18 protein-coding genes are annotated in these 20,052 nt (G+C 70.4%); 9 read left to right on the top strand and 9 right to left on the bottom strand.

Annotated elements, in window-relative coordinates; genetic code table 11:
- Positions 1 to 35 precede the first annotated feature (35 nt).
- Positions 36 to 1,238, top strand: coding sequence for an arginine deiminase (locus LX16_RS11300; protein WP_147137825.1), 1,203 nt, complete (start codon positions 36 to 38; stop codon positions 1,236 to 1,238).
- A gap of 66 nt (positions 1,239 to 1,304) precedes the next feature.
- On the opposite strand, the gene LX16_RS11295 is transcribed toward LX16_RS11300, so the two are convergent.
- Positions 1,305 to 1,871 carry a Clp protease N-terminal domain-containing protein gene (locus LX16_RS11295; protein WP_147137822.1) on the bottom strand — a complete coding sequence of 189 codons (567 nt, stop codon included), beginning with the start codon at positions 1,869 to 1,871 and terminating at the stop codon, positions 1,305 to 1,307.
- A 28-nt stretch (positions 1,872 to 1,899) separates the two neighbouring features.
- The gene (locus LX16_RS11290; RefSeq protein ID WP_147137819.1) at positions 1,900 to 3,375 is read right to left on the bottom strand and encodes an Hsp70 family protein; all 1,476 of its coding nucleotides are present in this window, start codon (positions 3,373 to 3,375) and stop codon (positions 1,900 to 1,902) included.
- A 156-nt stretch (positions 3,376 to 3,531) separates the two neighbouring features.
- On the opposite strand from LX16_RS11290, the gene LX16_RS11285 reads away from it, so the two are divergent.
- Together LX16_RS11285 and LX16_RS11280 are read left to right on the top strand one after the other, a co-directional pair.
- Complete coding sequence (locus LX16_RS11285) at positions 3,532 to 4,815, top strand: M20 metallopeptidase family protein (RefSeq protein WP_147137815.1); 1,284 nt, start codon at positions 3,532 to 3,534, stop codon at positions 4,813 to 4,815.
- Between the two features lie 107 nt (positions 4,816 to 4,922).
- Positions 4,923 to 5,495, top strand: a complete 573-nt coding sequence (locus tag LX16_RS11280; protein WP_147137812.1) for a DUF1707 SHOCT-like domain-containing protein — start codon at positions 4,923 to 4,925, stop codon at positions 5,493 to 5,495.
- Positions 5,496 to 5,508: 13 nt separating this feature from the next.
- On the opposite strand, the gene LX16_RS11275 is transcribed toward LX16_RS11280, so the two are convergent.
- Complete coding sequence (locus LX16_RS11275; protein WP_147137809.1) at positions 5,509 to 7,110, bottom strand: AMP-binding protein; 1,602 nt, start codon at positions 7,108 to 7,110, stop codon at positions 5,509 to 5,511.
- Between the two features lie 234 nt (positions 7,111 to 7,344).
- Between LX16_RS11275 and LX16_RS11270 the strand changes: the two genes are divergently transcribed.
- Positions 7,345 to 8,121 carry a PaaX family transcriptional regulator gene (locus LX16_RS11270; protein ID WP_147137806.1) on the top strand — a complete coding sequence of 259 codons (777 nt, stop codon included), beginning with the start codon at positions 7,345 to 7,347 and terminating at the stop codon, positions 8,119 to 8,121.
- Between the two features lie 12 nt (positions 8,122 to 8,133).
- On the opposite strand, the gene LX16_RS11265 is transcribed toward LX16_RS11270, so the two are convergent.
- The gene (locus LX16_RS11265) at positions 8,134 to 8,544 is read right to left on the bottom strand and encodes a RidA family protein (RefSeq protein WP_147137803.1); all 411 of its coding nucleotides are present in this window, start codon (positions 8,542 to 8,544) and stop codon (positions 8,134 to 8,136) included.
- Positions 8,541 to 9,299 carry an SDR family NAD(P)-dependent oxidoreductase gene (locus LX16_RS11260; RefSeq protein WP_211354458.1) on the bottom strand — a complete coding sequence of 253 codons (759 nt, stop codon included), beginning with the start codon at positions 9,297 to 9,299 and terminating at the stop codon, positions 8,541 to 8,543. The genes LX16_RS11265 and LX16_RS11260 overlap by 4 nt, the downstream gene beginning before the upstream one ends.
- A gap of 148 nt (positions 9,300 to 9,447) precedes the next feature.
- Here LX16_RS11260 and clpB point away from each other — a divergent pair, with 148 nt between their 5' ends.
- The 5 genes from clpB to LX16_RS11235 all read left to right on the top strand — a co-directional run bounded on the left by clpB (position 9,448) and on the right by LX16_RS11235 (position 16,903).
- Positions 9,448 to 12,054 (top strand): ATP-dependent chaperone ClpB, encoded by a 2,607-nt coding sequence (gene clpB / locus LX16_RS11255; protein WP_147137800.1) that lies wholly within the window; start codon positions 9,448 to 9,450, stop codon positions 12,052 to 12,054.
- Positions 12,055 to 12,155: 101 nt separating this feature from the next.
- Complete coding sequence (locus LX16_RS11250) at positions 12,156 to 13,643, top strand: DUF3592 domain-containing protein (protein WP_147137797.1); 1,488 nt, start codon at positions 12,156 to 12,158, stop codon at positions 13,641 to 13,643.
- A gap of 166 nt (positions 13,644 to 13,809) precedes the next feature.
- Positions 13,810 to 14,904 (top strand): hypothetical protein, encoded by a 1,095-nt coding sequence (locus LX16_RS11245; RefSeq protein WP_211354457.1) that lies wholly within the window; start codon positions 13,810 to 13,812, stop codon positions 14,902 to 14,904.
- A gap of 282 nt (positions 14,905 to 15,186) precedes the next feature.
- On the top strand, positions 15,187 to 16,152 hold the full coding sequence (locus LX16_RS11240) for a DUF2332 domain-containing protein (RefSeq protein WP_147137793.1): 966 nt from the start codon (positions 15,187 to 15,189) through the stop codon (positions 16,150 to 16,152).
- 55 nt (positions 16,153 to 16,207) lie between these two features.
- Entirely contained in the window at positions 16,208 to 16,903 is a 696-nt protein-coding gene (locus LX16_RS11235) for a hypothetical protein (RefSeq protein WP_147137790.1), read from the top strand.
- A 7-nt stretch (positions 16,904 to 16,910) separates the two neighbouring features.
- Here the strand turns inward: LX16_RS11235 and LX16_RS11230 are convergent, their stop codons facing one another.
- The 4 genes from LX16_RS11230 to larC are packed head-to-tail and all read right to left on the bottom strand — an operon-like array spanning position 16,911 to position 19,978.
- Positions 16,911 to 17,357 (bottom strand): VOC family protein, encoded by a 447-nt coding sequence (locus LX16_RS11230; RefSeq protein ID WP_147137788.1) that lies wholly within the window; start codon positions 17,355 to 17,357, stop codon positions 16,911 to 16,913.
- 4 nt (positions 17,358 to 17,361) lie between these two features.
- Entirely contained in the window at positions 17,362 to 18,180 is an 819-nt protein-coding gene (locus tag LX16_RS11225; RefSeq protein WP_147137786.1) for a helix-turn-helix domain-containing protein, read from the bottom strand.
- A gap of 20 nt (positions 18,181 to 18,200) precedes the next feature.
- The gene (locus LX16_RS11220) at positions 18,201 to 18,791 is read right to left on the bottom strand and encodes a TMEM165/GDT1 family protein (RefSeq protein ID WP_147137783.1); all 591 of its coding nucleotides are present in this window, start codon (positions 18,789 to 18,791) and stop codon (positions 18,201 to 18,203) included.
- Positions 18,788 to 19,978 carry a nickel pincer cofactor biosynthesis protein LarC gene (gene larC, locus LX16_RS11215; RefSeq protein ID WP_147137780.1) on the bottom strand — a complete coding sequence of 397 codons (1,191 nt, stop codon included), beginning with the start codon at positions 19,976 to 19,978 and terminating at the stop codon, positions 18,788 to 18,790. The genes LX16_RS11220 and larC overlap by 4 nt, the downstream gene beginning before the upstream one ends.
- Positions 19,979 to 20,052 lie beyond the last annotated feature (74 nt).

Here is a 20,052-nt window from a genome sequence, read left to right as displayed (position 1 = left end):
AGCGGGTCCGAAGACAGCCTCTAAGCTCGGTTGCCATGACCGACACACTCACCGACCACAGGGTGCGCAGCGAGGTGGGACGGCTCAGGACCGTCCTACTCCACCGCCCCGGGCCGGAACTGACCCGGCTCACCCCCCGCAACAACGACTCACTGCTGTTCGACGGGATCCCGTGGGTGGACAGGGCACAGCAGGAACACGACGCGTTCGCGCAGGCGCTTCGCGACCACGGTGTCGAGGTGTTGTACGTCCACGACCTGCTGCGCACCACCCTGGAGAACCCGGAGGCGCGGCGCGCGGCCGTCACCGACGTCCTGGCGGACCAACGGCTCGGGGACACGCTCCGCGACCGGCTACGGGGGCAACTCGGCGACCTCGACCCCGGCCAACTGGCGACGACGCTGATCGCCGGACTCTCCCACGAGGAGGTGCGGGGCGGCACCGGCCTGGTCTACACGATGGCCGACCGGCACGACTTCGTCATCGACCCGCTCCCCAACCTGCTGTTCACCCGGGACTCCTCGGTGTGGATCGGCGACAAGGTCGCCGTGACCTCGCTGGCCATGCCCGCGCGGCGGCGGGAGACCGCCCTCACCGGACTCATCTACACCTACCACCCGCGGTTCACCGGCACCGAGAAGCTGTACGACCCGTCGCTGGAGACGGTCGAAGGCGGCGACGTCCTGCTGCTGGCCCCCGGTGTCATCGCGGTCGGTGTCGGTGAACGGACCACGCCGGCGGGGGCGGAACGCCTGGCACGCAAGATATTCGACGCCGGCCTCGCCCACACCCTGCTCGCCGTCCCGATCGCGCAGGAACGCGCGACCATGCACCTCGACACGGTGTGCACGATGGTCGACGTCGACGCGATGGTCATGTACCCCAACGTCGCCGACACCCTGGTGGCCTACACCGTTGCCCGCGTCGGTGACGACCACGTCGTGTCGGGTCCATCGCCGTTCCTCCCCGCCGCCGCCAAGGCGATGGGCATCGACTCGTTGCGGCTCATCGACACCGGCCTGGACCCGGTCACCGCCGAACGCGAACAGTGGGACGACGGCAACAACACGCTCGCCATCGCGCCACGGGTCTGCGTCGCCTACGAACGCAACACCGAGACCAACCGGCGACTGTCGCAGGCGGGCATCGAGGTGGTCGAGATCGCCGGCTCCGAACTGGGTTCCGGCCGGGGAGGCCCACGCTGCATGTCCTGCCCGGTGCTGCGCGACGACTACTGACGCGTCGCGTCGGCCGCGCGTGGTCCCCGGTACGACCGCGCGCGGCCTCGACACCGTTCCGGAGCTCTAGGCGGTCTGCTCGTGAACCGTCGCGATCGTCGCACCCAGAGCGTCACGCACCGCCGGTTCCATGTCCGGTCCCAGCAGTTCCCGCAGCGACCGGACCGCGTCGCCGTGTTCCAGGAACAGGCCCAGCAGCAGGTGTTCCGTGCCGACGTGATGGTCTCCCCGCCGCCGTGCCTCGTGTTCGGCCGCCCCGATCGCGAACCGCATCGTGTGGGAGAACGGGATCCGGCCCGGGGAACCGTCACCGCGACCGTGGGCGCGCAGGACCTGCTCACGTACCCGGTCGAGAGTGAGGCCGAGGCCGGTCAACGCGGTGGCGGCGCGTCCCTCACCCTCGTGGATCAACCCGAGCAGCAGGTGCGCGGAGCCGAGGTGCGAGTGTCCCAGCAGTCGCGCCTCCTCCTGCGCCAGTACGACCGCCCGCCTCGCCCGGTCGGTGTACCGGGAGAAGACCCCCGGCACCGCCGACCCGGCCCCGAACCAGGCACGGCTGCGGCGCGTCGACAGGATGGCCACGACGGCGATCGCGCTGGCCGTGAAGAGGATCAGAGAGCCTAGGTTACCCATCGATTCCTTCTATTGTGGTGATCACTGCTCAGATGGTCCACAGGCCGACCACCAGGACGAATTGCAGGGCGACACAGGTCCACAACGCGACCCGATGCCGGACTGCCGACAACACGATGCAGGCGCATACGACGATGGAGAATGTGATCGCCGCACCGAGCTCGAAGAAGTACCCGCCGAAGCGAGGTGCCAGGATCACCATGAACACCACCTGCACCGCCAGCAGCCCCCGAACGACCCACAACCGGGCCGGTCGGTCCGGGCGGCGATGCGCTGCCGGTTCCGCCACCGGCGGTGCGCCGGGTGACACCGGGTACGGCTCCGTCCTCGCAGGACCGGGCGGCTGATCCCGTCGCGGAATCGGGGCCGAAACCGCCTGGGCCGGAGACGCCGGAGCCCGAGACGCCGGAACCGGAACCGTGCCGCCCCCGGCGACCGGTACCGCCGGTGCGGCGGTGAGCAACGCGCCCTGGGCGACGACGAGCTCGGGTTGCTCCCACACCGTCGGGACGATCCCGGTCGCGTGATGCAGCATGGTGGCGACCAACGGCATCCGGCTGCCGCCGCCCACCAGGAACAGGCCCGCCACCTCACCGGCCTGCACCCCGGCCAACCGCATCACGGCGCCGGTGACGCGGGTCGCCTCCTCCAGCAGTGGACGGGCCGTCTCCTCCAATTCGGCACGGGTCAGATGCGAGTCACGGTCGAACACCGGCAGGAATATCTCCGCGGACTGCCTCCGGGACAACAGTTCCTTCGCGGACCTCACGTCGTCGTACAGGCTCCGCCGGTGTCGGCGGTCGGCGGCGGTCTCGGGCGCGAGCAGCCGCCGCCACTCGGCGTCACCCTCGACACGATCACGGAACCGGCGCACCAAGGCCTCGTCGACGTCCACGCCGCCCAACCGTTCCCGGCCGTCCACCTCGACGACCTCGAACCCGGTCCCGGTCCTGCGGACCACGGCGCAGTCGAAGGTGCCGCCGCCGAAGTCCGCGACCACCACGGCAGATCCCACGGCCACACCGCGACTCGCGGCGAACCTGGCCGCGGCGGCGACGGGTTCCGGCACGAGCCGGGGCTCCCGCCATCCGGCGCGGGCGGCGGCGTCCAGCAGGATCACCCGCCGCGTCGACGCCCAGGCGGCGGGATGCGTCAGTGTCACCGATCCCGGGGCGGTGCCCACCACCCGGGTGTACTCCTCACCGACCCGCGCCAGCACGGCGCCGATCATGTCGGCGACCGGAACCTCACGGTCACCCAGCAGCACCGCGCCGTCGTCGACGCACCGCTTCGGATTCGGCTCGAAGCGGGCCGGCTCCAGGCGCATCGCGTGCAACGCCTCCCGCCCCACCACGAGCGCACCGCCCGGTTCGGCGTACACCGCCGAGGGCAGCATCGGAGAGCCGTCGAACAACAGCGGCGTGAACGCGGCGTCGGCGGTACGGACGACCGCGACGGTGTGCGAGGTGCCGAAGTCGACGCCGAGGGGTACCGCATCTGACATGGACTCAGGTTAACGACAGTGGACCCGCGGCACGGTCCCCGTCACGGGGTGGGGGAAACACCATGGTGGACAGGGGGGTTCTCCTCAATGCGCGGCGGTGGATTCCGGGCCACACTCGGCGCAGTAGCCGCACCATCCAGTCCACCGGAGGAAACGATGCCCACACCCGACACCGTCCTCAACAGACGCACGCTGCTCGGCGGCACGGCCGCCGCCGTCGCCGTGGCGGCGCTACCCGGCACCGGCCGGGCCTCCGGCGACTCGCCGAAGGGGCTCGACCGTTCAGTGGAGGCGCTGACCGACGAGCTGCGCGACGACCTGATCGCGTTGCGCCGTGACCTGCACGCCCACCCGGAGGGGCCGGGCGAGGAACGCCGCACGGCCGGGGTCGTCGCGGCGCGGCTGCGGGCGTGCGGTCTGGACGTCACCACCGGCGTCGGTGGTCACGGAGTCGTCGGGGTACTGCGGGGCGCGCATCCCGGCCGCACCGTCGCGTTCCGGGCCGACATGGACGCCGTCCCCGCGCCCGACCAGATCCCCGGGGGCATCGCCGCCGCGCACCTGTGCGGGCACGATCTGCACACCACCGTCGGTGTGGGCGTCGCGGAGGTGCTGTCCCGGCTTCGCCGCCGCCTGCACGGCACCGTCGTGTTCGTCTTCCAGCCCGCCGAGGAGGCGTTGACGGGGGCGGCGGCCATGCTCGACGACGGCGTGTTCGACCGGGTCCGCCCCGAGGAGATCCACGCGCTGCACTGTGGACCGTTTCCGGTCGGCACGTTCGCCACCACGGCCGGATTCGGCCTGCCGGGCCGCGATTCGGGCGCGATCACCGTGACCGGCCCGGACGCCGCCGCGCGGGCGGAGGAACTCGCCGCCCGCATCGCCGCGCTCGGCACCGTGTCACCCCCCGACGGACCGGAGGGGGTGGAACGGCTCGTCACCGACTTCGTGACGCCCGACGGACCGCTCGCGGAGTTCGTGTATCTGCGGACCCGTGTCGCACGGACCGACACCGCCACCGAGGTCCAGGTCGTGTTCCGGTGCTGGCCGGAGGAGCGGTACGTCACCCTCAGAGGCGACGTCGACCGCATCGCGCGGGAACACGGCACGACCGGCGCGGTGTTCCCGGAAGACCCGTTCCCCGCGATGGCCTGCCCCGTCGAGGAGGGCGACGCGCTACACCGCTTCCTGCGCGGCACGTTCGGCCGGGAACGGGCGATCCGGATGGAGGCCGCCGTCCCGTTCAGCGGCGAGGACTACGCGCTCTTCCTCGACCGGCTCCCGGGCACGTGGACGTTCCTCGGGGTGCGTTCCCCCGGAGCGGAGGTCATCGACAGCTATCCGCACTTCGGGGCGTTCACGCCCGACGAGAACGCCATCGGTCACGGGGTCCGCGCGATGTCGCTGTGGCTGGCGTCGCGGGCGCACGGTCGCGGCTGAACCGACACGTCACCGGTCGGCGCCCGGGACACCGGGTGCCGACCCCACGGATCGCGTCCGCCTTCGCCGCCGATGCCGGGCGGCCGAGGGGATGGCAGAGTAGATACATGTCAGGTGAGATGGAATCGGCCCGGCTTCGGCTCTCACACGAAGACCGGGAACGCGTGGTGGCGCACCTGCAGGCCTGCACCGCCGAGGGCCGGCTGGACCTCGACGAGTTCGCGGCGCGCAGCAGCGCGGTGTACGAGGCCCGGACGTTCGGCGATCTGAAGCCCCTGCTGGCCGACCTGCCGGCGACGGCGGCCGGAGAGACGACGGCCGGCGACGACGAGCTGCTCGCCCCACGCGGCTCGTCGATGACCCGCAACGGCCGTTGGCTCGTGCCGCGCCGGTTGCGGTTGAAGCCGCGTTCCTCCTCGATGAAACTCGACTTCACCGAGGCGGTCATCGGGCACCGGCAGGTCGACGTGGAGTTGAACACCAAGGGTTCCAGCATCGTCCTGGTCCTTCCCCCGGACGCGTGGGCGGAGGAGTCGGTGTCGCTTCGGGCGTCGTCGGCGACGAACAAGGTGCCGTTCACCGGTGACCGTCGCGGGGTGCGGTTCGTGGTGACCGGCGAGATCAAGGGATCGTCGCTGACGATACGGCGGCGGCAACGGTTCCTGTGGTGGTGGTACTGACCGGCCGCGCGGGTCACTCCGCCGCGCGCAACCGGTACCGCTGCACCTTGCCGGTCGAGGTGCGCGGCAGCGACTCCACGAACTCCACCTCACGTGGCCGCTTGTAACTGGCGATCCGGTCACGGCAGTGCCCTACGACGTCCTCGGCGGTCAGTTCATGACCCGGCCGGGGAACCACGTACGCCTTGACCGTCATGGTCCGCACCGGATCGGCGACGCCCACGACGGCGCAGTCGGCGATGCCCGGATGCCCCAGCAGCGCCCACTCCACCTCGGTGCCGGAGATGTTGAATCCGGCGGAGATGATCATGTCGTCGCTGCGGGAGTGGTACCAGAAGTAGCCGTCCTCGTCGGTGCGGTAGATGTCGCCGGTGATGTTCCAGCCGTCGCGGACGTAGTCGCGTTGCCGGGGGTCGGACAGGTAACGGCAACCGGTCGGTCCCCGCACCGCCAGGCGGCCCAGTTCCCCGGCGGGGAGCTCCCGGCCGTCGTCGTCGAGTACGGCGGCCCGGTATCCGGGCACCGGTCGCCCGGTGGAGCCCGGCCGGATGTCGTCGTCGGCCGCGGAGATGAAGATGTGGAGCAGTTCGGTGGCGCCGATGCCGTCGATGAGCCGGCAACCGGTCGCCTCCCGCCAGTCGTGCCAGGTGGCGGCGGGCAGCGGTTCGCCCGCCGACACACAGCGCCGCAACCGGGACAGGTCCGTGGAGCCGTCGAGGGCGAGGGCCCCCAGCATCGCCCGGTACGCGGTCGGCGCGGTGGCCATGACGCTCACCCGGTGGGCGGCCAACGCGGGCAGCAGCAGGTCCGGGGTGCCCTTCTCCAGCAACAGTGACGCGGCACCGGCCCGCATCGGGAAGACGACCTCCATGCCGAGCCCGAAGGTGAAGCCCAGCGGTGGGGAGCAGCCGAACACGTCGTCGGCGCGGGGCCGCAGCACGTGCCGCGAGAAGGTGTCGGCGTTGGCGAGGACGTCGCGGTGGAAGTGCATGGTGGCCTTGGGCCGCCCGGTGGTGCCGCTGGTGAACGCGAGCAGGGCGACGTCGTCGGCGGCGGTCGGGACGGAGCGGTGGTCGGCGGGCCGGCCCTCGGCGCGGGAGGTGAGTTCGCCGAAGGTCATGACGGGGGAGACGTCCGCCTCGACCAGCTCGTCCGCGAAACGGTCATCCACAAGTGACAGATCGATGTGGGCGATCTCCCCGATGGTGCGCAGCTCGCCCGCCTTGAGCAACGGCATGGTTGTGACGACCACGCCGCCCGCCTTGAGGACGGCGAACCAGCACGCCACCATCATCGGGTTGTTCGGTCCCCGCAACAACACCCGGTTGCCGGGGACGAGTCCGGCGTCCCGGGTCAGGACGTCGGCGATCCTCGCCGACCGGTCGGCGAGTTCGGCGTAGGTCCACTCGGAGGTGTCGGTGATCAGGCACCGCCGGTCGCCGCCGAACCGGGCGATCGTCTCGTCCAGCAGGACGTCGGCGCAGTTGAGCCGCTGGGGATAACGCAGGCCGGGCAGGTCGCAGCCCAGGTCCGGCCAGTCGGCCGGATCGGGGAGATTATCGCGAGTAAATGTATCGATATGAGCGGACGGGCTGAGAACGGGCGACGCTGCCATGGTCACAAGCCTTTCGGAGTTGACGACGTGTCCGGCACACGGACCCCGCGGCGGCACGTCCCGGCCGTTCCACCGCGTCGCGGACACTCGTCCGTCACCGGCCGCGAATCCGCACGGCGCGTACCGACCCGCGGTGACTTCCTCCCCATACGACGGTATTCCGTAACCGTGACGTGCGTCAAGATATCGCCATCAGACCGGCTATCGTTCAGTTCGCCGAAGAAAGGCCCGGTCATGTCCGCCACCCCCCGCTCCCTGATAGTCACCGTCTACGGGCTGTACGCCCGGCAGGCCGGCGGTGCGCTGCCGGTGGCCGGGCTGGTGCGGCTCCTCGCCGAACTCGACGTCGACGAACAGGCGGTGCGAGCCGCCGTGTCACGCCTCAAACGACGCGGCATGTTGCAGGCCACCCGGGTGGCGGGAGCCGCCGGGTACTCCCTGACCGAACCCGGCCGGGAACTGCTCGACGAGGGCGACCGCCGCATCTTCCGGCCCACCGCCGGCCGCTCCGGCGACGGCTGGGTGCTGTGCGTGTTCTCGATACCGGAGTCGATGCGCGCCAAACGACACGTTCTGCGGGGCAGACTCACCTGGCTGGGCTTCGGACAGGCGGCCCCCGGAGTGTGGATCGCGCCCGCCCACACCCTGCCCGCCGCCGCCGCGATGCTCCGCCGCATCGCGCTCGGCCGCTACGTCTCACTGTTCACGTCCGACTACCACGGCGACCTGCCGCTTCCCGAGGCCGTCGCGACCTGGTGGGACCTCCCGCGCATCGCCGGGATGTACCGCGAATTCCTCGACCGGCACACCGGCACCCTCGACGCCGCGCCGCTGGCGGGATGGGTCTCGGCGGTGACCGACTGGCGCCGGCTGCCCTACCTCGACCCCGGACTCCCCACCGAACTGCTGCCCGCCGACTGGCCCGGCCACCACGCCCAACGGCTCTTCGGCCGGTTGCGCCGCAGACTCGCCGCGCCGGCCGCCGAGGCCGCCGCCCGCCTCCTCGCGTGACGGCCGCGCACGTCAGCCGGGTATGACCGCGACGCCCTCGATCTCCACTATCGCGTCGTCGTCCCACAACCTGGCGACGCCGATCCCGGCCGCCGCCGGATAACGATCGCCCGCGAGCTGCCGCCAGACCGCGCCGATCTCCCGCGCCCGGGCACGGTAGGCCGGTACGTCCACCAGGTAGATGCGCATGCTCACCAGGTGCTCGGCCCTGCCCCCGGCCGCCGCCAGCGCGGTCAACAGGTTGGACAGGCACTGCGCGAACTGCGTCACCACGTCCGGTGACTCACCGCCGCCCACGATCCGGCCACGGGCGTCGGCCGCCGTCTGCCCCGCCAGGTACACCGTGCGGCCCGGCGGCGCGATCACCGCGTGCGAGAACCCCGAGGGGGCGGCCAGTTCGGGGGGATTCACGTATCGGTTCACGACTGCACCGCTCCACCGTCGATGTTGAGACCCTGCCCCGTGACGCCGGGGCTGTCGATACAGAACTGGACGGCCGCCGCGACCTCCTCGGGCGTGATGAGCCGCCCGATCGGCTGCTTACCGGCGAGGAGCCGCCGGGCCTCGTCCGGCGTCTTACCCGTCCGGGCGGCGATGTTGGCGACCGACTCCTCGGTCATCGGGGTGTCCACGTATCCCGGGCAGACCGCGTTGACGGTGATCCCGGTACCGGCGAGCTCGGCCGCGACCGACCGCACCATTCCGAGCAGGCCGTGTTTCGCGGCGGAGTACGCCGTGACGTAGGGGTCCCCCCGTTTGGCCGCGACCGACGCGACCGCGACGATCCGGCCGTGACCGGCGGCCCGCATCCCGGGGACGGCACGCCGCACGCACCGGAACGGCGCGGTCAGGTTCACGTCGAGCTGTCGCCGCCACTCCTCGTCGGTGATGCGGGTGACCGGGGAGGAGGTGGCGGTGCCGGCCCCGAGGACGAGCACCCCGACCGTCCCCCACTCGTCCTCGGTGTCGGCGAACACCGACTCCACCGCTCCCGGCGCGGTCAGGTCGACGGGAAGGACGAGGGTGGGACCGGGGCATTCGGCGGCGGCCCGCTCCAGCCGGTCGGGGTCGCGGGCGGTCAACGCCACGCGGTAACCCGCGCGGGACAACCGGATCGCGGTGACCCGGCCGATTCCGCCGCCGGCTCCGGTCACGAGCGCGATCGGATTCATGGACATGCACACGACGATATAGACCGTCCGCCGCCCGGTGGGTCGTCCGGACGACACGGCACGCCGCGCCCGGATTCCGACTGGCCGATCAACCTTGAGCCGACTAGACTCAACTCTCGAACCGACTCCGCACGCGCCTTGAACGGGAGACACGTTGAACGTCGAAAGACTGACGACCAAGAGCCGGGAGGTCATCTCGACGGCGGCCACCGACGCCGCCCAGTCCGGGCACGCCACCGTCGAGTCCTGGCACCTGCTGCGAGCCCTGCTCACCACCGCCGGCTCCACCGCCCCCGCACTGCTCCGCGCCGTCGGCGCGGACCCCGACGCCCTCCTCGTCACCGCCGAGACCGGCCTGCGCGGCCTCCCCAGCGCCCGCGGCTCCTCCATGGCCGAACCCTCGATGGCCCGGGAACTGCTCAACGCCATCAACGCCGCCGACCGCCTCGCCACCTCCGGCGGCGACGAGTACGTCTCCACCGAACACCTGCTCGCCGGGCTCGCCCAGGTCGGCGGCGCCTGCGGCGACGCCCTCGGCAAGGCCGGCGCCACCGAACAGTCCCTCGTGGCGGCGTTCCCGCAGATCCGCGGCGGCGACCGCAAGGTCACCAGCGCCGACCCAGAGGGCGGTTACAAGGCCCTGGAGAAGTACGGCATCGACCTGACCGCCGCCGCCCGCGACGGCAAGGTCGACCCGGTCATCGGCCGCGACACCGAGATCCGCCGCGTCATACAGGTACTGTCCCGCCGCACCAAGAACAACCCCGTGCTCATCGGGGAGCCCGGCGTCGGCAAGACCGCCATCGCCGAGGGGCTCGCGCAACGCATCGTCGCCGGGGACATCCCGGAGTCGCTGCGCGGCCGGCGCGTCGTCTCACTCGACCTCGGCGCCATGGTCGCCGGCGCCCAGTACCGCGGCCAGTTCGAGGAACGGCTCAAGTCGGTACTGGAGGAGATCAAGGGCTCCGACGGCCAGATCATCACCTTCCTCGACGAACTCCACACCATGGTCGGCGCGGGCAAGGGCGAGGGCTCCATGGACGCCTCGAACATGCTCAAGCCGATGCTGGCGCGCGGCGAGCTGCGGATGGTCGGCGCCACCACCCTCGACGAGTACCGCCAACACATCGAGAAGGACCCGGCACTGGAACGCCGGTTCCAGCCCGTCCTGATCGGGGAACCCTCGATCGCCGACACCGTCGGCATCCTCCGCGGCCTCAAGGAACGCTACGAGGTCCACCACGGCGTCCGCATCACCGACGGCGCGCTGGTCGCCGCCGCGTCACTGTCCGACCGCTACATCACCGACCGCTTCCTGCCGGACAAGGCGATCGACCTCATCGACGAGGCCGCCTCCCGGTTGCGCATGGAGATCGACTCCCGGCCCGTCGAGGTCGACGAGATCGAACGGGCAGTGAAACGCCTGGAGATCGAGGAGATGGCGCTGGCGAAGGAGGCCGACCCGGCCTCCGCCGAACGCCTCGAACGGCTCCGCCGCGAACTGGCCGACCGCCGCGAGGAACTGACCGCCGTCTCGCAACGCTGGAACACCGAGAAGGAACGCATCTCCGCCATCTCGGCCATCAAGGAGGAACTGGAACAACTGCGCGGCCAGGCCGACCGCGCAGAACGCGACGCCGACCTCGCCACCGCCTCCGAACTGCGGTACGGCCGCATCCCCGAGCTGGAACGGCAACTCACCGCGGCGGAGGCCGACCTGACGAAACTCCAGGCGTCCGGCGCGATGCTGAAGGAGGAGGTCGAGAGCGACGACATCGCTGAGGTCGTCTCCTCGTGGACCGGCATCCCCGCCGGCCGCATGCTGGAGGCCGAGACCGCCAAACTGCTGCGCATGGAGGAGGAACTGGGCCGCCGGGTCATCGGCCAGGCCACCGCGGTGTCGGCGGTGTCGGACGCGGTGCGCAGGGCACGCGCCGGGATCAGTGACGAGAACCGGCCCACCGGGTCCTTCCTGTTCTGCGGCCCCACCGGCGTCGGCAAGACCGAACTCGCCAAGGCGCTCGCCGCCTTCCTGTTCGACGACGAACGCGCCATGGTCCGCATCGACATGAGCGAGTACTCCGAGCGCCACTCGGTGGCCAGGCTCGTCGGCGCGCCCCCCGGTTACGTCGGCTACGAGGAGGGCGGGCAGCTCACCGAGGCGGTACGGCGTCGCCCGTACAGCGTCGTACTGCTCGACGAGGTCGAGAAGGCGCACCCGGGGGTGTTCGACACGCTGCTCCAGGTGCTCGACGACGGACGGCTCACCGACGGGCAGGGCAGGACGGTCGACTTCCGCAACACCATCCTGATCCTCACGTCGAACCTCGGTTCGGCGGCGATCGCCGACCCGACCCTGTCGCCGGAATCCCGGCGGGAGGCGGTGCTGGCCGGGGTCCGGGAACACTTCAAACCCGAGTTCCTCAACCGGTTGGACGACGTCGTCGTCTTCGACTCGCTCACCGGCGAAGAACTCACGTCCATCGTGGACGTCCAGTTGGACGCGCTGCGGCGCAGGCTCGCCAACCGCCGCCTGCAACTGGAGGTCGACCCCGACGCCAAGACCTGGCTCGCCGAACGCGGCTTCGACCCGGTCTACGGCGCCCGGCCGCTGCGCCGCCTGGTGCAGAACACCATCGGAGACCGGCTCGCCCGCGGCCTACTCGCCGGCGAGATCCACGACGGCGACACCGTGACCGTCACGGTCCCCGAATCCGGCGACGGCCTCGCACTCACCGGCGGCGCGACGCCGAAGGACTGACACGCGAGGTCTCGTGGCGGGTCCGTCCCGCCACGAGACCTCGCCGACGGCCCACCTCCCACGCGCACAAAACGTTTGCGCGTCCTGACTACATTCAACGGATGTCGTTCACCCTCGCGCAGGCGCGGGTCGGGGCGAAGACGTTTCCGCTGCCGTGGGCGCCCCGCATCCGCGCACGACACCACGCCGTGTTCCGCCGCGGCGTCGTCGTCAGCGCCCTCATGTGGTTCCCGTTGGGCGCCGGCATGGGCTGGGTACTCACCGGATCCGCACTGGCGCCCGGATTCGCCCTGTGGCCGGTGATGCCCTGGTGGTTCGCGCCGGTGATGATGCTGACCCCCTGCGTCCTCGCCGCCTTCAGCTCCGCCGAACACCTGAATCCCGCGCTCATCAAGTCGATCGGATACGCCCGCGCGGGGATGAACACCGTCTCCGGCCGGCACGCCAAACCCCCGACGCCGCTGGCCGGCATCACCTACGGCGTCGCCGGACTCGCCTTCGCCACCGGGTGGCCGGTGGGAGCCGGGATCGCGCTGTGGCAGGCGGCGGACCGGATCGACGCCGTACCGTTGGCGTTGACCGGTGTCGCCACGCTCCTGATGCCGGGACTGATCGGCTGGACGGCGTTCACGCGCGTGCGCCGCTTCACCGCCGGCATGCGGGACGAACGGCGACGGCAGGCGATCGCCGCCCACGTCGCCGCCCACGGTGTCCGTGTCGCGGGTGAGGTCACCGGGGTCCGGTTCACCCGGCAATGGCTCAACCAGCAACCGGTGTTCGCCCTCACCGTCGAGTACCCGGGACCCGACGGCACCCGCGACGTCAAGTTCCACTACCCCGACTATCCGCGCTGGGCACCGGTCGTCGGAAACCGCTTCGACGTCTGGTACGACCCGGCCGCCCCCGACGACCCGGAACGCATCCTGTTGGAACGCCGCATCGTCGGTCAACGCTTCCAGACCGACGTGGAACACCTGCGCCGCCCGAAGGCCGGCGGCGACGGTCCCGACCTGGGGCCGGTGGCCCCCGACTGGGCCGACGACCCCAAGCCGCCACGGTCACGGACCTTCCTGCTGTACCGGGGACTGATCGTCAGCACCGTCATGGCGACACTGCTGGTCATCACGTTGATCCGCTGGATCGCGGAGTTCGGGCCCGGCTACTGGTGGGAGATCCCGGTACTGGCCGTCATCGCCGCCCTGTACACGGTGAACGCGGTGTGGTGGATCGCCCTCAACGGGCGGGCGCAGTGGGTGACGACGGTGACCTGGTCGACGGAGACACTCGCCTGGATCGGTTTCATGCTCACGTTCGCGGGCATGGGAGTGGCCGGCTACCGGATCGTCGAGGCGTTCATGGACTTCGAACTCGACGGCTTCCTGTTCCTCTGCCTCGGTGTGATGGTCGCGGCCGGCTGGTCGGGGGTCATGCTGGCGGACGGGGAACTCCGTTTCACCCAGATCGTCGCCGAGACCCGCCCGACACCGCACGACGAGATCCACGAGGCGCTGCGCTCGGGCGACCCCGACGCCGTGGCACGACTCGAACGCGACTACGGCTTCCGCATCGGCGCGCAACACACCAAGTAACAGGCGAGCCGAGCGGGTTCCGGTGCCGACCGCGCCGTCCCCGGGTCGGGGGCCGCCACTCCTCCCCGATACCAGTTGTGGTGATCCCGCTCATTGGAGCACAGCAACGCACGTGTACATATAGAACGAACGAGCACGCTGGGTCGATCCGCCTAGCGTCCATGCCTTGGTCTACTACAGCGGGTACGACCTAGCCGTTGTGGAAGCGGTGACAGTCAGACCCTCACCTAGTCAAGATTCCAACTTCAATCGGAGAGCCAACGTGGATCATTTGAGCCTAAGGCTTGAAACCCAGCAGAGTCCCGTCGCTGACGAGGTTTCCGCGATTACTTCCGTTGTGCGACCGATCCTAACCGGGCTGTTGCTTGCCCAAAAAGCGGACATCGTCAACGAGGCAGGCGGGCACGAGAAACTGAAGCTAAAAATGCTACCGAGGGTATACCGGGAAGGCGATGGGGACTGCGGTATCTGCTTTGAGTACGCAGTCCACAGTGCTGTACTCCACAAGGACCCCATGGTGCTGGAAAGGGTTCATGATGCCCTTGCAAAGCACTGTAAGCTACCTGGTGAAGCTCCTTCATCCATGCTGTTTGCGGCAGAAAAGGCAGGAGTGAACCAACTGGTTGACACGTCGCTAGCCCTCCTCACAGCTGATTCTCAACTCATGTATGGAACCCAGGGCCGTCCCGTAAAGCTCAAAAAGCATCTACGTAACGTCGCTGACGCCTTTCGCAAGAGAAAGAATCCGCCCAATCTACCGCAAAGCATTGCCGGCCTTTGGAAGGCAGACCTATTCCTTGGAATGTCTGATCTAGACAAATGGGTTGGGACGTCGGTAAAGATCAATCCTTCACAGCTAGAATCCGCACGAGGGCTGCGGGTCGGAATCGTGCCGAGCAAACAAGGCGCGTCGGATCTCCCATACAAAGACGATTCCAAAAACATGATCGTCTGTCCGCTCAAGCATGACGGTGACTTCATGGAAGTGTTTTACAGTGGTTGGCAGGTAATCCGGTCCTTCCTCAAGGCCGACGCAAACGTCCCGAAGGAGGTCAACCTGCCGCAGCCAGCGCTACGGCAGGTCGCCCGCTACTTGGCCGATCGTCGGGAATATCCCGTACTTGACGTTGTAGCCGCACTGGAGGACTTCGCACAGCCACACTTGCTCGCAACAAGCGAGCGATCGGCCGACCTCGTTAAGACTCGGGATGGCCAGGTTGAGGTTTCCACCGTCGTAGCGCCGGTTCCGAAATCGGTATGAGTCACATTGCACAATGCCATCCTGCATGCTCGCACCGCTGCCACGTTCTCCATAACGAAAGCAGGAAGATGGTGCATTGCGCCGGTGGGCGGGCGTAAGGTGCAGCGTCGTCTTCATCGACGGTTCCTCTCCGCCATATGATGTTGGCGGGTCACGGGGTGTCGAGTCGCGGAACGGTGGCTTGTGGATAACCCGGGGATTGTGGAAAACCACACCGATACCCGCCGATGAGAAGCACCACAGACGCCACCTCCCGCCCGCCGGGCGTGCCAGCATGACGCCATGTCGCTTGCCGAGAGGTACGTCCGCTTCGGCCTCGACGAGGCCCGAGGCGTCTCGCCCACATACGAACGACTCGCACTCGCCGTCGCCGAGGACCCCGGGCTGTTGAGCCTGCTGGCCACGCTGCCGCGCGAGAAGCGGCAACCCAACCTGCTGTTCGGCGTCGTCCGGCTGCTCGGCGGCCCCGTGGACGACACCGCACGGTTCGGCGAGTACGTACGGGAACACTGGACCCGCGTCTCCACCGAGATCCGCAACCGGATCACCCAGACCAACGAACCCGGTCGCTGCGCCGTGCTGCTCCCCGTCCTGGCGTCCCTTCCGCAACCGTTGGCGCTACTGGAGGTGGGCGCCTCGGCCGGACTGTGCCTGTACCCGGACCGATACGGCTACCGCTACGGGGAACGACTGCGCGGCACCGGCACGCCCGTCCTGGACTGCGAGCTGACCGGTGTCGCGGTTCCCGACCGGCTGCCCGAGGTGGTGTGGCGCGCCGGCCTCGAACTGAACCCGTTGGACGTCACCGACCCCGACGACCTCGCCTGGCTCGACGCCCTCATCTGGCCGGAGCACGCGCACCGCAGGGAGCGACTCCGGGCCGCGGCGGCGATCGCCGCCGCCGAACCGCCGCTACTGGTGCGCGGCGACCTCAGCCGCGACCTCGCGGCGCTGGCCGCCGAGGCCCCCTCGGGCGCCACCCTCGTGGTGTTCCACACCGCCGTACTGCACCTGGTCCCACCCGAGGGCCGGGCGGCGTTCACCGAGACCGTCCGCGCGCTCCCGGGTCACTGGATCGCCAACGAGGCACCCACGGTGCTGCCGTACGGTTCGCTGCCGGAACCGCCCGGTCCCGGCCACCACAACGTCCTGGCCCTGGACGGTGCACCACTGGCCTGGACCCGTGGGCACGGTCAGTCGGCGCACTGGTTCGCGGATCGACCCGAACGGACGCGCCGTCCTCAATAGACCGAGCTGCGGCGTCCGGTGAACCGGGATGCCGCCGATCGCTAGGCTGTCCGGCATGACGAGTCGCCCCGATCCCGCCGAGAGACCGCGCCAGCTCGTCGCGGGTCAGTGGACCGCGATCGGTGCGGCGGCGGCCACCGTACTGCACTGCGTCTGTCTGCTGTGGTCGTACTTCGCGCTCACCGGTGACGGTGCCGTCCACGCCTCCGGTGAGGACATCGCGCGGGCCGGAGCCGGATTCGCGGTGATCCTGGCGTTCCCGTTCCTGCTCGCCGGCGGACTCGCCACCGGGGCGGTCATGCTGCGTGCCGGGAGACCCGCCGGCCGGGTCGTCGTGTGGTCGACCGGCGGAGTCCTGCTCGGCTGGCACCTGCCGTGCGGCATGTACGGCACGGTGCTGCTCCTGACCCTCTACGGCACCGACGGGGACGACGGTGCGGGCAGTGCCTGGCGGTGGCTGTTCGACACCGGTGTCATCGCCGGGGTCGGGGCCTGTGTCGCACTGGTCGTGGCGATCATCCTGATCGCGTTGACACCCGTGAACCAGTACTTCGCGCGGCTGCGGCCGCCACCCCCGCCCCGGTTCGGGCCGCCACCGCCGCGTTACGGTCCTCCGGCTCCCGACGCCGACCACCCGGTGACGTCCGTCCCGATGGACAGCCCGTGGGCGCCGCCCCGGCCGGGCCGCCCGAACCCGCCGGTGCCCGAGACCGCCGAGGCCACCCACTGGCCGCCCACGCCTCCCCGGTGAGTCGCCGTCAGTCGTCCCGCGAGAACATCTCGTCGGTGACGCGCTGGATCTCCTCGGGCGACATGTCCGCGATCACCTGGGTGAGCATCCACTGGTGCCCGAACGGGTCGGCGAACCTGCCGCCGCGTTCGCCGTGCGGCCAGTCGCTCACGGGGTAGATGACGGTGCCACCGGCCGCGTCGAAGGCCGCCGCCGCCGCGTCGACGTCGGTCACGCGGAGCGACATGATCACCGGGACTCCGCCGTCCCGGGGTGCCGGGTCGCCGTCGCCCTCGTCCTTGATCGCGACGGTGAAGTCCCCCACGGCGATCTCGGCGTGGACGACCTTGCCCTGCGGGGTGGTGTACCGCTCGGTGAGCGTCGCCCCGAGCGCCCGGCCGTAGAAGTCGATGGCGGCGTCGGCGCCCGACACCACCAGTCGGGGTTGCAGCTTGATCACGTGGAATCCGGTCATGGCTTCAGCTTGCCGCAGTCGCGCCGCCGGGGATTGTAGAAAACGGCGAATGGTTCGGTTCGCGCGGCGATCGCGGCCGGTACCTGCCGGGTGTGGTCCCGGTGAACGACCGGTACTCGTGGATCAGGTGGGCCTGGTCGTGGAAGCCGTGGACGGCGGCGAGCCGCGCCCAGTCGGGTCCCGGCACGTTCACGGTGGCGTCGAACACCCGCCGGAATCGCCGCAGGCGCCCGTACCGTTTCGGGGACACGCCGACCTGTGCCTGGAACGCGGCGGCGAACCGTTTCCGGGTCATGCCGAACCGGGCCGCCACCTCGGGGACCGGTACGCCGTCGGCGAGCGCCGTCATCACCTGCGGCAGTGCCCGGGCCGGCCGGCGGTGCAGCCGGGCGGTCAGGAATGTCTCCAGGGTGTCGAGTGCCCGGTCCGGGTCGTCGATGTGCCGCAACCGGTCGGTCAACGCGTTCGCGCCGGGCCACAGTTCGGCGGCGGGGAGCAGTGTGTCGGCGGGCGGCAGTTCCGGCAGGAACGGGTACGCGCCGCCGGGGTGGAACGCGACACCGACGTGCCGGGTCAGTTCTCCGGGGGCGATGACGACGGGCCGGGTCCCGGCGCCCTGCACGGCGGCGGCGGTCACCGATTCACTGACCCGTCCGTCGGGGTGGTAGGTGCGGATGCCGGTCTCGGCCAGGTCGATGTAGAGGGCCGCGGCGCCGTCGGGGGTGACCCGGTCGAATCCCTTCCGGGGAGGCGCCGTCAGCCACCACAGCGCCGCCACGAACGGCCGCAGGGCCGGTGTGCCGGGTCGCCGGAAGACGTACATACCGGCCCAGCGTAACCGTTTCACCGGGTGAGCAGCTCCACGAGCGCGACGATCGCGAAGCCCGCGAACAGGACGGCGGCACCGCGTTGGATCCACTTCAACGGCACGTAGCGCACGACCAGCCGCCCCAGCACGACCGCGAGCGAGGCGACCGCGATGAGCGCCAGCGCCGCGCCCGCGAACACCAGGACGGGTGCTTCGTAGTGGGCCGACAGGGCGGCGGTGGCGAGCTGGGACGCGTCGCCCCATTCGGCGGCGAACAGGACGCCGAAGCTGGTGAACACGGTCGGCCAGAAACGGGTCTGTCGCCGCCGGTCGTCCTCGGTGGGATCGTCGTCGTCGGAGAGGCTCTCCCGGAACATCAGGACGGCGCCGACGGCGAACAGGATCGCCACGATCGCCAGCACGATCCAGTCCGGCAGGAGGGTGAGCAGGCCGCCCGCCGCGACGGCGATCGCCGACTGGAGGACGAAGGCGGCGCCGACCCCGACGAGGACGGGCACCGCCCGGTACCGGCTCGACAGGACCAGCGTCGCCATCATCGTCTTGTCGGGGAGTTCCGCGATGAAGATGAGGCCGAAGGTGGCCAGCAGCGGGAGGAGGTCGTTCATCGGCCGTACCGGTCCCAGGCGAGGGCGGTGGCCCTGGCCAGCGCGTGTTTGACGGGGAGGTCGAGTGCCTCGGCGGCGGCGGCGACGTCGCGGTGTTCGACGGAGATGTTGCCGACCGTGCCGTCGTGTTCGGCGATCTTGACGGCGACGGTGTGCCCGTCGAGTGAGACCTCTCCGAACCGGCGCGGGAGGGTGTGTTTGCCGACTCGGCTGCTGCGCAGGCCGATGGTGGTGGTGTGCCGGAATACGGCGGCGGTGACGGCGGGGACCGCCGGGTCGGCGCACAGGACCTGCAGGGTGTGCGCGGGGCGGCCCTTCTTCATGAGGACGGGGGTGAGCCAGGCGTCGGAGGCACCGGCCGCCAGGAGGGCGGCCAGCACGTCGGGCCACAGCCGCGGATCGAGGTCGTCGACGTTGGCGGCGAGCAGGACGGCTTCGGCGGGCGCGGTGGTCTCCACCGGCTGCCCGAGTACCAGGCGCAGCAGGTTGGCGCGTTCGGCCGGGTCCCTGCCGCCGGCTCCGCAGCCGACGGTGTCGACCACCATGGGCGGCATCGGGCCGTAGCCGTGGGCGTGGGCGGCGACGAGCGCGGCTCCGGTGGGCGTGCACGCCTCGTACGGGACGTCGCCGGTGACGGGTGCCCGGGCCGCGGACAGGACGGCGAGCGTGGCGGGCGCGGGTAGCGGGATGCCGCCGTGGGCGCCGCGGGTGACGCCGCCGCCGACGGTGACGGTGGAGGCGGTGACGGTGGTCAGGCCCCGGTGTTCGGTGAGCCAGTGGAGTCCGGCGCAGGCGGCGACGACGTCGGCGAGCGAGTCGAGGGCGCCGACCTCGTGGAAGTGGACCCGGTCGAGGGGCACGCGGTGGGCGGCGGCCTCGGCGTGTCCGAGCCGGGTGAACGCGTCGACGGCGTGTTCCTTGACCGGGGTGGGCAGTTCGGCGGTCTCGATGAGGTCGCGGATGGCGGTGTAGCGGCGGTCCACGTGGCTTTCGGGGTGGTCGACGTGGACGCGGACGGCGGCGAGTCCGTGCCGGGTGACGGGTTCCGCCCGCAGTTCCACGGGTTCGACGTCGAGTGCGTCGATCGCGGACTGCAGGACGGGCAGTGGCACGCCGGAGTCGACGAGGGCGCCGAGGAACATGTCCCCGCTGGCGCCGGCGGCACAGTCGAGCCAGCCGATCGTCATCCGTCCTCCAGGGGCGCCGTCGCGTCCCGTGGCGGGTCCACGGGACGCGACGAGGTTACCCGGTCGGATGTGGG

The organism is Stackebrandtia albiflava, from assembly GCF_007994225.1.
Taxonomy (GTDB): Bacteria; Actinomycetota; Actinomycetes; order Mycobacteriales; family Micromonosporaceae; genus Stackebrandtia; species Stackebrandtia albiflava.
The sequence above is the reverse complement of the archived record's forward strand: the minus strand, read 5'-3'. Positions and strand labels throughout refer to the sequence as shown.